Below are 13,258 nucleotides of genomic sequence, written 5' to 3' on the forward strand. Positions count from 1 at the left end.
ACGTGGGACGCGGAAACGGAGCAAATTGTTGCGTCGTTTCCGCCTTGGCTGACTTTCCCGATCTAGCGCGAGCTATTCAACGATTCTGAACCCTTCGCGAGGTTGGAGAAAAAACGGATAAAAGCCCCGGGCAAACTCAATAACATTAGGCGGTCCTGTCAGCACGCCCATTTCCCATTTTCTGTCCGCGTACATGAACCATGTTCCAGGTGCTGGCAGAACCGCATAACGCTCAGAATTGGCCCATAAGCAATCTGCTGGGCTGTCGCCCGGGTCCTGTTGCCAGGATTCAAAGAAATCGTCATCGGATTGTTCCGCAAGATGCACGAAACCGGGGTACTTGTGAAAGTGGAAATTAAAATAATTGAAAGGGTCCGGCTTCAGCACCAAGGTGACAAAATCGCTCGCGCCCTCGAAGGCCAGCAACGCTCGTACAAGTTCAAAAAATTTCTGTGTCGATATATCAATCGAATCAAAATAGAGTAGCTCGGCTGGCAAGGCTGATGCCAACTCTTGCACGCGCGCGTTCGCACGCTCCCACAGGGGATAAAAGGTCGCCGAATCTGAGATGAAGTCTGGTTTGGTCATAACGGAAGCCGTATCTTAATGGTCCCTCGTGATGCGCCAGCCGGCACATATTCAGCGGTTGGATATCCAGAGTTCGATTCGTTCCTGACTGTGTACCGGGCGCCATCTTTTGTAAAGATGTCGGCCTTTCCATCTTTGCTCAGCGTCTGCGCGTAGCCACTCTCCACCAGATTAGCTTCGAACTCCGCTTTCTCAACGTCAGTCTTGATATTGCGGACGCTGTTGCCGGTAGTGATGTCCTCATATTCCGAAGTGATCCGCCCCGGCGGAATCCCATCCACCTCCGTCTCCGCGGCAGGCTTACACATCTGCTTGATGCGATCCCAGTTTTCCGCTACTTTTCTAGCGCCCTGCCCGATGCCATAGCGCACGACCGGGTTCTGCAACAGCCGGTAGACCATCGCGATGCCACGTACCGTGCCGTCGATCAGTCCAGCCGAAAAATGACAGCCGCTGCAAACAGTTGACGTACCCAGGAAGTTATCGCCAAGAAGTCGACGCGCGCCCTGAAGATTCGCAGGCGGCCCGACCGGCGAGTCGCCATAGTTATAGTTATCGATCCACTGATTGGTTTCTTCGCTGGAGATCGGAATGTCCGTGCCATCGTTCAGGTCAAGAGCGCTGCCGTCCTTTGCGACCGTACCTGTGCGTGATACAACCCGTCCGTCTGGCGAGTACCCGAATCTCGCCTTGAACACGCGTCGAATTCCGCCGTTCGCCGGACTCGCATATTCATTGAACTTGAAGTTGTCGATGCGTCCGCGCCGGTCATAACGGAGATAAAAATCACCCGTTGGGTTATAACCGTACCGGACACGGTGTGCCGCGTCGCGCGAGATGAACTCAGTCGCCTGTGGAATGTCTCCCAGCACGATAATGGCGAACGCATTGCCAGTTGAGTCACGATTGACCTTCCACTGAGCCGCGGACTTTCCGTCCGCCAGTTGCATCACAAACGCGAGCCGGTTGTTGGCGTCGTAGGTCATGCCGTACGCGGTGGTCACGCCGCCAGCCTTTGTTGCATCGAAAGCGCTGGAGCCGGTCGCGTCGGTAGTCGGCGTCTCACTTATCCCTGTGACATTGCCGCTCGCGTCGTACACGAAAGACTGGATCAACCTCGGCGATGCGATCATCGACGGACGCAGACCGCTCGCGTCGGAGTAACGGATCGTCGTGATCGATGTGCCGCCCGCGCTCTTCACCGTAGCCCGAACCGGACGCCCGGTATCGTCGTAGCTGTATTCGGACGTGCCACCACCCGAGTCCGTGTCTTTCAGCAAATTGCCTGACGCATCCCACCCCGAGCTCGTATTGCCTGCGGTCGAGGCGCTCCCGGTCGGCCGGAGCATGCCGCCGATCGACGACAAACTCAGCGTGGTGGAACCTTTGCTACCGGTGATAACGGTCGAGCCCGCGTTATAGGCCAATTGCACGTTCTGTACAGCATTGGGATGATTCACGGCCACCGCACGACCTTGAACGTCGTAGCTCCACGTCGCAATGCGATTGCCCGACTCGTCGATCTCTCCTGTCAATGCGTTCTTGAACCGCGTGTCGTCGTAGACGTAGCGGCGCACGTATCCATCCGGCCACGTGACCGAAACAAGATTGCTATTCGCGTCGTATCCGTACTGGGTCAGACCACCTAGTGGATCATTGAGACGCGACAGACGACGTTTATCGTCGTAGTCGAGCCGAAGCGTGATGTCCTTGCTGGCATCCGTGCCTTCGGCATGCTGCGTAACAGTGGTCAGCAGGCCGGAACCGTCATAGCTCAGCGTGCGAACAAAGCCTGTTTTCGTGCGTTCAGCCAGCAGCACACCTTGGCCGGAGTACGATTCAACGGTCTCTGTGTTGAGGTCGGTGAGTGTCCATCCAGAACCGCTCTGCGCCAGCGCCAGACCAGTGAAGGCCTTGGTGCGCCAGGTACCAGCCGACCAGACGAAAGTGACGGGCTCGCCACTCTCCCGATAGGCCAGCACCGTTGACGTGCTGCCGTTATTGGCATTCGCTAGTCCGAGGTTACGCTGCCAGCTATGGAACCAGACCGGCCCCATCGCCGTTGCCGATGCTGTCAGCGACTTCGAACGATACGTCCGCGCGAAAAGCATCGGAATGTCGTCACCGCTGACAAAATCGGCCTCCGTCAACGTGACCGCTCCGCTGCCGGGATACACCGGGTCAGCAACCGGACAACTGGCCTCAGGCTGATCGTCCGCGGGTGTCGCGCACCAAGCGTCGATAAGCGGCAAACTCACGCAGTTGTAGTACTGCATGCCGCCTGGCACGCCAGAGTAGGCATCCCACCTGCAACTGGACGAACCTGGCTTTGCACCGGTGGCCGCCCATACCGCATTGCAATCAGCCGCGTTCGCTCCGAACGCCATCATGAGCAGCATGAATGCGGCGAGCAGGCGCGCCGCCATCCCGGCCGGACTCTCTTTAATTCTGTTTCTTATCATGGTTGTCCCTATTCGTTGTACTTGGTTAAAGCCCAAGCACCCTATAGGGACTGCAACAAACGAAAAATCCGACAACTCCTAAAATTACGGCAACCTTGCACTGACTTAGCCGCAAGTCGACAAGCACTGACGTACGTCGTAGGAACTTCGAATCGCAGCTGTCAGACGACACCGAACCGCACCGCGGAAATGCCTGATCCGATATCAACACACAAGAATGCCGGTCGAGTGCTGAGTTGTTGGCGCCGGAAGAAAACGAAACGACGTCAGAGGCCTCCGCGAGCGAGAGCCCCCTGGTCGCCGCATTCTAAATATCCCGTTTCACTTCCCCGCCACATACGCCTTCACAGCCGGCAATCCATCCTTCCCGTCATACGTCTTCACCCCCGCCAGCCACTTGTCCAGCACCGCCGGATTCGCCTTCAGCCATTCGCGCGCGGCCTTGTTCGGATCGGTCTTGTTCATGATCGGCAGCATCACGTGATTCTCGATGTCGGTCGTGAATTGCAGATTCGACACCAGCTTGGCGACGTTCGGACAGCGCGCCGAATAGTCGCTCGGCGTGACCGTCAGCACTTTCGCTTCACCATAGTTCGGGCCGAACACAGCATCGCCACCGGACAGGTAATCGATCTTCATCTGCACGTTCATCGGATGCGGCTCCCAGCCTAGAAACACGATCGGCTTCTTGTCGCGAACCGCGCGGTTCACCTCGACCAGCATGCCCGCCTCGCTCGACTCCACCAGCTTGAACTTGCCGAGTCCATATTGATTGGTGTCGATCATCTTCTTGATCAACGCATTGCCGTCGTTGCCCGGCTCGATCCCGTAGATCTTGCCGTCGAGCTTGTCGTAGTTCTTCGCGATGTCGGCGAACGTCTTGATGCCGGACTGATACGCGTAATCCGGTACCGCCAGCGTGTATTTCGCGCCGGTCAGGTTCGGTGTGGGCAACACGCTGAGCTGGCCGGACTTCCTGAACGGGTCGATCATCGGATCCATGGTCGGCGACCAGTAGCCGAGGAACACGTCGATCTGCCTGCTCTTCACGCCGGCGAACGTGATCGGCACGGAAGCAATCGTCTTGGTCGGCTTGTAGCCGAGCCCTTCGAGCACCGTCGATGCCAGCCCGGTAGTCGCCGCGATATCGGTCCAGCCGACGTCGGCGAATCGCACGTCGCGGCAAGTGGCAGGTTCCGCGGCCAGCACAGACGACACAGACAGCGCGCACAACGACGCAGCCCACAAACGTTTCATGGCGTTCCCTCAGGGTGATTGATGTTTGACTGAATTGGATGAAGCGGATAGTTTTAACGCCGCTCGTTACGCGGAACTAAGCAGAAACTAAGCGGAAACTAAGCGGACAAGCGCCGCTCGACACTCGGCGCGTGACCGAACTGCGCGCGATACGCCTTGCTGAAATGACACGCCGAATGAAAGCCGCACACGGTCGTCACGCGCGCAATCGATGCATCCGTATTACGCAGCAGCTCGCGCGCGCGCCGCAACCGCAGCGTCAGGTAATAGTGCGTGGGCGACACGCTCAGGAACATCTTGAACATGCGCTGCAAATGCCGCTGCGACAGATGCACGAGCCGCGCGAGTTCGTCGAGCGATAACGGCTCCTCGATATTCGCTTCCATCAGCCGCACCACCTCGACGAGCTCCGCGCGCGAGAAACCGACCCGCGCGTCGACGGGAATAGGCTGGTAATCGGTCGAACCGCGAATCCGTTCGACGATGAACTGCTCGGACACCTGCGCCGCCACCGCATGACCCAGCCGCATGCCCACCAGTTTCAGCATCAGGTCGAGCGGCGCGGTGCCGCCGGTGCAGGTCATGCGATCGCGGTCGATCACGAACAGTTCATCGGCGAAACGCACGTGCGGGTAGCTCTTGTGCAACGGCGACATGTCTTCCCAGTGCACGGTGCAGCGATAGCCGTCGAGCAGGCCCGCGGCCAGCAACGCATACGGTCCCGTGCAAATGCCGCCGAGCGGTACGCCCTTTTCCGCGACGCCGCGCAGCAGCGCGATCACCGTGTCGTCGACGTAATCGCGCACGTGCCAGCCGGCGCAGACGATCAGCACATCCGGCATGCCCGCTTCAGCGAGCGTCGTGGTGGGCTTCACCGTGATGCCGTTGCTCGCTCGCGCGGGCTCGCCGTCCGGCGTGATCACCGACCAACGGTAGTGCTGCGCGCGGCCCACATAGTTGGCCATGCGCAGCACCTCGACCGCGCTGGTGAACGCAATCATCGAAAAATTCGGCAGCGTCAGAAAGCCGACGTGCGCGAGCCCGGACAGCGGCGAATCGGCCTCGGGCTCGACAGGCGTGAGCGCATCGCGCTTCATAGGCGGCTCAGCCGTGTTGCGCAGCCGGCTCGCGGCGCACTTTCATGACGCTGCGCAGGCCCGACAGCAGCGGCGCGCGCGCCGTGCCCGGCGAGCGGCCGAAGCTTTCCGTGATGCGGTCCAGAATGATCGCGAGCATCACCACCGAAAGTCCGCTTTCAAAGCCGAGCCCGATGTCGAGCCGCTGAATACTGGCCAGCACGTCGTTGCCGAGTCCGCCCGCGCCCACCATCGACGCGATGATCACCATGGAGAGCGCCATCATGATGGTCTGGTTGACGCCGGTCATGATGGACGGCAGCGCATTCGGAAACTGCACCTTGTAGAGCAGTTGCAACGGCGTGCAGCCGAAAGCCTGCCCTGCTTCGACGATCTCGCGGTTCACATGCTTGATGCCGAGCGACGTGAGACGCACCGCCGGCGGCATGGCGAAAATCACCGTGGAGAGAATCCCCGGCACGCGGCCGAGACCGAACAGCATCGCGGCCGGAATCAGGTACACGAACGCGGGCATGGTCTGCATCAGGTCCAGCACGGGCCGCACGATCATCTCGACGGTACGGCTCTTCGCGGTCCAGATGCCGAGCGGCACGCCGAGCAGCAGACTGATCAACGTCGACGACAAGGTCAGGCCGAGCGTGATCACCATCTGATCCCAGAACCCGGTGCCGTAGATCAGCAGCATGGCGAGCAGCGTGAACAGCGCGAAACGCCAGCCCACCCGCCACAGGCCGATACCGACGAAGAACGCCATCAGCGCCCACATCGGCACTGCTTGCAAGCTGTGTTCGATCACCGCGGCAAAGCTCTCGATCACCTTGCCGATCGAATCGAAAGTTTTTGCGTCGTGGTCGAGCAGGTAGTGAACGCCGTGATCGACCCAGGCGCCAAGTGGAATGACTTCAGACATGGGAACTCCGATGGCGCGTGAGAACGTTCAGCACGTTCGTCTTGTTGACCGAACCACAGTAGGAGCCGTCGGCTTCGACAACCGGCAGCGGCGCGCGGCTCGCCACCACGCGTTCGACCACATCGTCGAGCGGCGTGGTGCGGCGGATGCATTCGATCTGGTTGACCTGCGGCGAGGCGCTGCCCATCGCGTCGCGGCACACGAAGCCGCGAATCTTGCGCTCGCTGTCCAGCACGAACGCGTAGTCGGCGCTGCCGTTGAGCGTGGCGGCCACGCTCGATGCGTCGATCTGCGGCGAGTGCTGCATGAGCGGCACGGCATCGGTCTGCATCAGATCGCCGGCGGTCAGATAACGGCTGGTGTCGATGCCTTCGAAGAACGCGCGCACGTAATCGTCGGCGGGATTGGTGATGATCTGCTGCGGCGTGCCGACCTGCACGACCCGGCCGCCTTCCATGATCGCGATGCGGGTGCCGATGCGCATCGCCTCTTCCAGATCGTGCGACACGAACAGGATGGTGCGCTGCTGTTCGCGTTGCAGATCGAGCAGCACGTTCTGCATTTCCTTGCGCTTGAGCGGATCGAGTGCGGAGAACGCCTCGTCCATGATCATCAGCGACGGGTTGACCGCCAGCGCCCGCGCAAGACCCACGCGCTGCTGCATCCCGCCGGAGAGTTGCGCGGGCAGCTTCTGCGCAAACGGCGCGAGGCCGACCTGCTCGAGCACGGTCATCGCGCGCTTCTCGCGTTCCTTGCGGCCCACGCCCGCCACTTCGAGCCCGAAGGCCGCGTTGGAGAGCACCGTGCGCTGCGGCATCAGCGCGAAGGACTGGAACACCATGCTCATGTCCTTGCGGCGCAGCGCCGTCAGCTCGGAGCGCGGCACGCTGGCCACGTCGCGGCCGTCGATCAGCACCTTGCCGGCCGTCGGCTCGACGAGGCGATTGATCAGGCGGATCAGCGTCGACTTGCCGGAGCCCGACAGGCCCATCAGCACGAAGATCTCGCCTTCCTTGACTTCGAACGACACGTTGTGGACGCCGACAATCTGACCGGTGCGCGCGAACACTTCCTCTTTCGTCGCGCCGCCTGCCAGCATGCCGATCGCCTGTTTCGGGTTGGTGCCGAACACCTTGCACAACCCTTCGACCACGACCTTGGGGGAATTCATTGAATACTCTCCTATGTCGGCCAGAGTTAGCGCTTTAGCGCTTACTCTGGTCCCATGCAACGCTTCGGCCAGAGTTAGCGCTTTAGCGCTTACTTCGGCCCATGCAAGGTAGTTATTGCGGTGACAAACGCCCGTCCGCGCTGTGCATACATAGTTGCCAGAAAAAAGTATCGCTAGCCGACTATTTGCGACAGGCACATGTGGAAATGCGACACCCGCTTTTTTGGCACGCTGGCCAGCGGGGTGCGGAGCCTTGTGGGGCAAGGGTTTGCCGGGTGTCGAGGAGCGCTTTGAAGCGTGTCGCGTTAGAGCAAGTGGAGGCGATGCGACGCAGAAAACGCTGTTCGCGGCAGTGTTCAGGCCTCGTTGCCGCGGCGCAGCAAGCGCGCGAACCCGAAAGCTCGGTTAAAAAGACCGTTGCTCCCGCCGTTCAACAGCGAGATGCGCTCGCCAGGGTAAGCGCTCACGACACCGACACGCCCAGCAACCGCCCCACCCCGAACGTGAACGCAGCCGCGATGAGTCCGATCACGACCTGCCGCAACGCGGAGTACCCCGCGCTGCGTCCATTGAAAAGCGACGTGAACACGCCGATCGACGCGAGCGCCAGCATGCTGAGCAGCACGCATTGCACGATCGCGTTAGATCCATGCGTCCACAGAAACGGCATCACCGGAAAAATCGCGCCCACTGAGAACAGGCAGAACGACACGCCCGCCGCGGACCATGGATTGCCGCCCAACTCCGCCGGATCGAGTCCGAGTTCTTCGCGAGTGAGCGTGTCGAGCGCCTTGCTTTTGTCGCGCATCATTTGCGAGGCGACCCGTTTGGCCTCGCCCGCGTCGAGACCCTTGGCGCGATAGATCAGCGCGAGTTCGTGCTCTTCGGCTTCCGGCGATTCTTCGAGCTCTTGCGCCTCTTTTGCGATCTGCGTGCTGGCCAGTTCGCGCGCATTGGTCACCGAGAGCCATTCGCCCAGCGCCATCGAACACGCGCCGGCGATGAGCCCCGCCAGCCCCGTCAACAGAATCGCCTTGTTGCCGGTGCCCGCGCCGGCCACGCCCATGATCAGGCAGAAGTTCGAGACGAGGCCGTCGTTGGCGCCGAGCACGGCGGCGCGCAAGTCGTTGCCCGATCCCGCGCCCTTGTGCCACGACTCGGCCGCGGCGATCCGCGCGCCCGGCGCGAGACTCGCGTCGCCGCCGCCATGAGCCAGCGCCTGCACCATCGCGGCGTGATGATGTTCGTCGGCCGACATGCGGCCCGCGTCCGGCTGCCCCTGATATTTGTTGCGATCGGCGTATTCCGCGGCCGCCAGCGTGGGCAGCACGAAGCCCGCGCCGAACAGGCGGACCAGTCCTTTCATCAAACGCGTTTTGACGGCCTGGCCGGTGCCCTTCGGATCAAGTCCGTTGGCTCTCAGCTTATTGGCCCAGACTTGCGCATGATCGCGCTCAGACCTGGCGAGCTCGCTGTAGACCTGCTTGCGAGTGTCGTCTTTCTCGGCCTTCGCGAGTGTTTCGTACAGCGCGGCGCTGTGCAGCTCATCGGAGAGATTGGCTTTGTATCGTTTTACTTCGCGTCTGGATGCCATGGTGCTGTGCCCGTCTATCGAGTCCCCAGCATCGAAGCGTAATCGATTCAGATACGCAAAAGAGCAAAGCCCTAAAGCGCGTCGTGAGCGAGAACGACAACGCTTCTCATGACCATTCGAGCGGGCTGGATCATTGCGCCGCGTGCGCGGTCCGATACCCGCGCCGGCCGACCGCCAACGTAAGCAGAGCCGAAACCGCGAGACTCGCCGCCACCACATAGAGCCCGGCGGCATAGCCACCCGTCACGCTTTTGAGCCAGCCGATCGCGAACGGTCCGACGAAGCCGCCCAGGTTGCCGATCGAATTGATCATGGCGATGCCGGCAGCCGCCCCCGCACCCGAGAGAAAGGTGCTCGGCATCGCCCACAGCGGCGCCTTCGCCGCGCTGATGCCGACGTTCACCACCACGAGCGCCAGCACGACGCCAACCGCCGTATCCGCGAGGCCGGCCCAGGCGAGCCCGATAGCCGCCGCCACGCAAGGAATTACCACGTGCCAGGTACGCTCGCCGCGGCGGTCCGAATGACGCGCCCACACCACCATGCCGAGCACCGCCAGCACGCTCGGAATCGCATTCAATGCGCCCGTGCCGAGCGCGCTGAAACCGTACTGGCGAATGATGAGCGGCGCCCACAAGCCGAGCGTGTAGAGTCCCGCGGAGGTGCCGAAATAGATCATCGACATGATCCACACACGCGAGTCGCGCAGTGCGGCGAGCGCACCGGCGGCATGACCAGCCTGCGATTCGCGTCCCATGCGCTCTTCGCGCAAGGTGGCGATGAGCCACGCTTTTTCGTCGGCGGCGAGCCATTTGGCTTTGTCCGGTGAATCGGTGAGCGCCTTCAACACCACGAAGCCGAGCAGCACGGCGGGAATCGCTTCGATAACGAAAAGCCACTGCCAGTCCTTCAGGCCGAACAACGCGGGCATCTGCATGATCGCGCCGGAAATCGGCGAGCCGATAGCCGTCGAGAGCGGCGCGGCCGCCATGAACGCGGCGGCCGCGACGGCGCGCTGGCGGGCGGGAAACCACTGGCTCAGATACAGGATGATGCCGGGGAAGAATCCGGCTTCAGCCACGCCGAGCAGAAAGCGCAGCGTATAGAACGAGGTCGGCCCCGCCACGAATGCCGAGGCCGCCGAAACCAGCCCCCACGTCACCATCACGCGTGCGATCCAGATGCGCGCGCCGACCTTGTTGAGGATGAGATTCGACGGCACCTCGAACAGAAAATAGCCGAGGAAGAAAATGCCGCCGCCGAGCCCGAACATGGTCGGCGTGAGGCCGAGATCCTTGTTCATGGTGATGGCCGCGAAGCCGACGTTCACCCGGTCGAGAAAGCTGACGAAGTAAAGCAGCATCACAAATGGCAGGATGCGCCAGGTCAGCTTGCGCACCACTCGGGCTTGCAGTTCATTGTTCATACCTGTCTCCACTCAATCTCTGCTCGATGCAGTGAGATCGCCCGTGACGGGTTCGTCCGGGCGTTATGGTTTTGTGTGACTTTTTGCGCGTGGCGCTTCAGGCGGCCTTGACGCTCGCAGCCGGTTCGACTGGTGCAGAGGTAGACGCATTGATCGCATTGGTCGACTCCGCCGCCAGGATCGCGCACACGGCATCGGTCACCTGCACGGTCGTGGCCGTGCCGCCCAGGTCGCCCGTATGCAGCGACAGATCCGCCGTGACGCGCTCGATTGCCGCCATCAATTGCTGTGCGGCGGCGTGCTCGCCGAGATGCTCAAGCATCATCACCACCGACCAGAAGGTGCCGACCGGATTCGCGAGACCCTTGCCCATGATGTCGAACGCGGAGCCGTGAATCGGCTCGAACATGGATGGATAGCGGCGCTCGGGGTCGAGATTGGCGGTCGGCGCGATGCCGAGACTGCCGGCGAGCGCCGCGGCCAGGTCGCTGAGAATATCGGCGTGCAGGTTGGTTGCGACGATCGTGTCGAGCGTGGCCGGCCGGTTGACCATGCGCGCGGTTGCGGCGTCGACGAGTTCCTTGTCCCAGCGCACGTCCGGAAACTCCTTCGAGACCTGCACGGCGATCTCGTCCCACATGACCATGGCGTGACGTTGCGCGTTGCTCTTGGTGATCACCGTCAGCAGCTTGCGGGGCCGCGATTGCGCGAGCTGGAACGCGAAACGCAGAATGCGTTCGACGCCCGCGCGGGTCATCATCGAGACGTCGGTGGCGACTTCGATCGGATGGCCCTGATGCGCGCGGCCGCCCACGCCGGCATATTCGCCTTCAGAGTTCTCGCGCACGATCACCCAGTCGAGATCCTTCGGTCCGCAGCGCTTCAACGGCGCGTCGATGCCGGGCAGGATGCGCGTGGGGCGCACGTTCGCGTACTGATCGAAGCCCTGGCAAATTTTCAGGCGCAGACCCCACAGCGTCACGTGATCAGGAATATCCGGGTCGCCCGCCGAGCCGAACAGAATCGCGTCCTTGTGACGAATCGCATCGAGTCCGTCGGCCGGCATCATCACGCCATGCTCGCGGTAGTAGTCGCCGCCCCAGTCGAAATCCTCGAACTCGAAACCAAACGCGTCGCTGCGCGCGGCGATGGCTTCCAGAACTCGCCGGCCAGCGGGTACGACTTCCTTGCCGATGCCGTCGCCGGGAATGGTTGCGATGCGATAGGTCTTCATTGGGTGTCTCCATGGTGTTGAAAGCATGGAGCGCATCGTAGAACGGCCACGGCCCGGAAAAACGCTGCTAGACTCAAAGCATCCTTAACTTCAGGTTAACAATAGGCCGCTTCATGACCTCGTCGATCCAGCCGGACGATCTCGCCTTTTTCTCGACGCTCGCTGCGAGCGGCAGCCTCACGGCAGCCGCTCGCGAACTCGGACTGAGCACGGCTGCCGTGAGCAAGCATCTGGCGCAGATGGAATCGCGGGCGGCCGTCTCGCTCGTCAACCGCACGACACGGCGCATGAGCCTCACACCGGAGGGCGAACTGTATCTGACGAGAGCGCGGCGCATTCTGAGCGAGATGGACGACCTCGCGCAATTGCTCGGCGGTTCGCAAGCGGCGCCGAAAGGGCTGCTGCGCGTGAATGCGACGCTCGGTTTCGGCCGCAGCCACGTGGCTCCGCTGATCTCGCAGTTCGTGCGGCGCTTTCCCGAGGTGGACGTGCAGTTGCAGCTTTCGGTCGATCCGCCGCCGCTCAGCGACGACGCCTTCGACGTGTGCGTGCGTTTCGGCGAACCGCCGGATGCCCGCGTGATCGCGCGCCGGGTTGCGTCGAACCGGCGCCTGCTGTGCGCCTCGCCGCGCTATCTTGCCGAGCGGCGGGCGCCGCGCAGTCCGGCGGAGTTGGCGCAACACAATTGCATCGGCATTCGCCAGGGCGGCGACGCTTACGGCGTCTGGCGTCTGACCAGCGGACGCGGCGCCACCGAAAAGACCGAGACGGTGCGCGTGCGCGGCAACCTGACCACCAACGACGGCGAAATCGCGGTGAAGTGGGCGCTGGACGGCCAAGGCATTCTGATGCGCGCCGAATGGGATATCGCGGAGTATCTCGCCGATGGCCGGCTGGTCCACGTCCTGCCCGACTACCGCACGCCGGGCGCGGATATCTACGCAGTGTATCCGCAGCAGTTACAGATGACGGCGCGAGTCAAGGCGTTTGTCGACATGCTGGTCGAGACGCTCGGCACGCGTTGAGTGAGGTCGTTGAACAGGTGCCGCTGAAATGGGCTGAGTCGCGCCGCATGGTTCGCGGACTCGATCCGTACCGGCAGCCGCGCGACGTTTAGTCACGTCGCGAGGCTGCCTGGGCGATGGCTGTTTGGGCGATTACTGGCTCGCGCCTGCTCCGACGCCGGCCTTCTTCTGCGCTTTCTGCAGTTTGTCCGGATAGTTCGGGTCGTTCTGGGACGGCTGATAGCCTGCGTCTTCGAGTTTCTTCAGTTCTGCGTTCTTCTTGGCTCGGGCTTGCTTGCGCGCCTCTTTACGCTCCGCTTTGGTGGGTTTCGCACTGCTCGCCGCGGCGGGCGCAGCGGACATGGCCGCGTCGCTGGCGCCTTGTGCCGCGGCGAGCGGAATGGTGCCGGCGACCATGGCGGTAACGGCGAGGCCGAGCATGATCTGTTTCATGGCAAAGCTCTTCATCTTCAATTCCCCTCTCGAAAGTTGGTAATAGCATTCAAGCGCATTCA

General features: G+C 61.9%; 11 protein-coding genes. 1 reads left to right on the forward strand and 10 read right to left on the reverse strand.

Annotation, left to right across the window (positions count from 1 at the left end):
• Window positions 1-72 precede the first annotated feature (72 nt).
• From PQR54_RS36630 to PQR54_RS36670, 9 genes are all read right to left on the reverse strand, one after another.
• A complete protein-coding gene (locus PQR54_RS36630; protein WP_408254560.1) occupies window positions 73-588 on the reverse strand; it encodes a hypothetical protein in 516 nt (171 codons plus the stop codon).
• Complete coding sequence (locus PQR54_RS36635; protein WP_408254563.1) at window positions 585-3,050, reverse strand: DUF6531 domain-containing protein; 2,466 nt, start codon at window positions 3,048-3,050, stop codon at window positions 585-587. The genes PQR54_RS36630 and PQR54_RS36635 overlap by 4 nt, the downstream gene beginning before the upstream one ends.
• 321 nt (window positions 3,051-3,371) lie before the next feature.
• A complete protein-coding gene (locus PQR54_RS36640; protein ID WP_408254566.1) occupies window positions 3,372-4,307 on the reverse strand; it encodes a choline ABC transporter substrate-binding protein in 936 nt (311 codons plus the stop codon).
• Between the two features lie 98 nt (window positions 4,308-4,405).
• The gene (locus PQR54_RS36645) at window positions 4,406-5,404 is read right to left on the reverse strand and encodes a GlxA family transcriptional regulator (protein WP_408254568.1); all 999 of its coding nucleotides are present in this window, start codon (window positions 5,402-5,404) and stop codon (window positions 4,406-4,408) included.
• A 7-nt stretch (window positions 5,405-5,411) separates the two neighbouring features.
• Complete coding sequence (gene choW, locus PQR54_RS36650) at window positions 5,412-6,314, reverse strand: choline ABC transporter permease subunit (RefSeq protein ID WP_168790707.1); 903 nt, start codon at window positions 6,312-6,314, stop codon at window positions 5,412-5,414.
• On the reverse strand, window positions 6,307-7,485 hold the full coding sequence (locus PQR54_RS36655; protein ID WP_121310421.1) for a quaternary amine ABC transporter ATP-binding protein: 1,179 nt from the start codon (window positions 7,483-7,485) through the stop codon (window positions 6,307-6,309). Before PQR54_RS36655 ends, choW begins: the two co-directional genes overlap by 8 nt.
• Before the next feature lie 463 nt (window positions 7,486-7,948).
• Window positions 7,949-9,079, reverse strand: coding sequence for a VIT1/CCC1 transporter family protein (locus PQR54_RS36660; RefSeq protein WP_408254572.1), 1,131 nt, complete (start codon window positions 9,077-9,079; stop codon window positions 7,949-7,951).
• A gap of 130 nt (window positions 9,080-9,209) precedes the next feature.
• Window positions 9,210-10,505: an MFS transporter gene (locus tag PQR54_RS36665; protein ID WP_408254575.1), complete on the reverse strand. Its 1,296-nt coding sequence runs from the start codon at window positions 10,503-10,505 to the stop codon at window positions 9,210-9,212.
• Window positions 10,506-10,602: 97 nt separating this feature from the next.
• A complete protein-coding gene (locus PQR54_RS36670; protein WP_408254577.1) occupies window positions 10,603-11,739 on the reverse strand; it encodes a tartrate dehydrogenase in 1,137 nt (378 codons plus the stop codon).
• Window positions 11,740-11,852: 113 nt separating this feature from the next.
• Here PQR54_RS36670 and PQR54_RS36675 point away from each other — a divergent pair, with 113 nt between their 5' ends.
• Complete coding sequence (locus PQR54_RS36675) at window positions 11,853-12,764, forward strand: LysR family transcriptional regulator (RefSeq protein ID WP_408254579.1); 912 nt, start codon at window positions 11,853-11,855, stop codon at window positions 12,762-12,764.
• A gap of 132 nt (window positions 12,765-12,896) precedes the next feature.
• Here PQR54_RS36675 and PQR54_RS36680 read toward each other — a convergent pair whose 3' ends face one another.
• Complete coding sequence (locus PQR54_RS36680; protein WP_408254581.1) at window positions 12,897-13,211, reverse strand: hypothetical protein; 315 nt, start codon at window positions 13,209-13,211, stop codon at window positions 12,897-12,899.
• Window positions 13,212-13,258 lie beyond the last annotated feature (47 nt).

Source organism: Paraburkholderia phytofirmans (assembly GCF_046028095.1).
In the GTDB taxonomy this organism is placed as follows: domain Bacteria; phylum Pseudomonadota; class Gammaproteobacteria; order Burkholderiales; family Burkholderiaceae; genus Paraburkholderia; species Paraburkholderia phytofirmans_A.

What these genes read in the sequence shown, in the direction of transcription:
- PQR54_RS36630 (WP_408254560.1), bottom strand. Translation starts at nt 588, where the DNA reads ATGACCAAACCAGACTTCATCTCAGATTCGGCGACCTTTTATCCCCTG.
- PQR54_RS36635 (WP_408254563.1), bottom strand. Translation starts at nt 3,050, where the DNA reads ATGATAAGAAACAGAATTAAAGAGAGTCCGGCCGGGATGGCGGCGCGC.
- PQR54_RS36640 (WP_408254566.1), bottom strand. Translation starts at nt 4,307, where the DNA reads ATGAAACGTTTGTGGGCTGCGTCGTTGTGCGCGCTGTCTGTGTCGTCT.
- PQR54_RS36645 (WP_408254568.1), bottom strand. Translation starts at nt 5,404, where the DNA reads ATGAAGCGCGATGCGCTCACGCCTGTCGAGCCCGAGGCCGATTCGCCG.
- choW (WP_168790707.1), bottom strand. Translation starts at nt 6,314, where the DNA reads ATGTCTGAAGTCATTCCACTTGGCGCCTGGGTCGATCACGGCGTTCAC.
- PQR54_RS36655 (WP_121310421.1), bottom strand. Translation starts at nt 7,485, where the DNA reads ATGAATTCCCCCAAGGTCGTGGTCGAAGGGTTGTGCAAGGTGTTCGGC.
- PQR54_RS36660 (WP_408254572.1), bottom strand. Translation starts at nt 9,079, where the DNA reads ATGGCATCCAGACGCGAAGTAAAACGATACAAAGCCAATCTCTCCGAT.
- PQR54_RS36665 (WP_408254575.1), bottom strand. Translation starts at nt 10,505, where the DNA reads ATGAACAATGAACTGCAAGCCCGAGTGGTGCGCAAGCTGACCTGGCGC.
- PQR54_RS36670 (WP_408254577.1), bottom strand. Translation starts at nt 11,739, where the DNA reads ATGAAGACCTATCGCATCGCAACCATTCCCGGCGACGGCATCGGCAAG.
- PQR54_RS36675 (WP_408254579.1), top strand. Translation starts at nt 11,853, where the DNA reads ATGACCTCGTCGATCCAGCCGGACGATCTCGCCTTTTTCTCGACGCTC.
- PQR54_RS36680 (WP_408254581.1), bottom strand. Translation starts at nt 13,211, where the DNA reads ATGAAGAGCTTTGCCATGAAACAGATCATGCTCGGCCTCGCCGTTACC.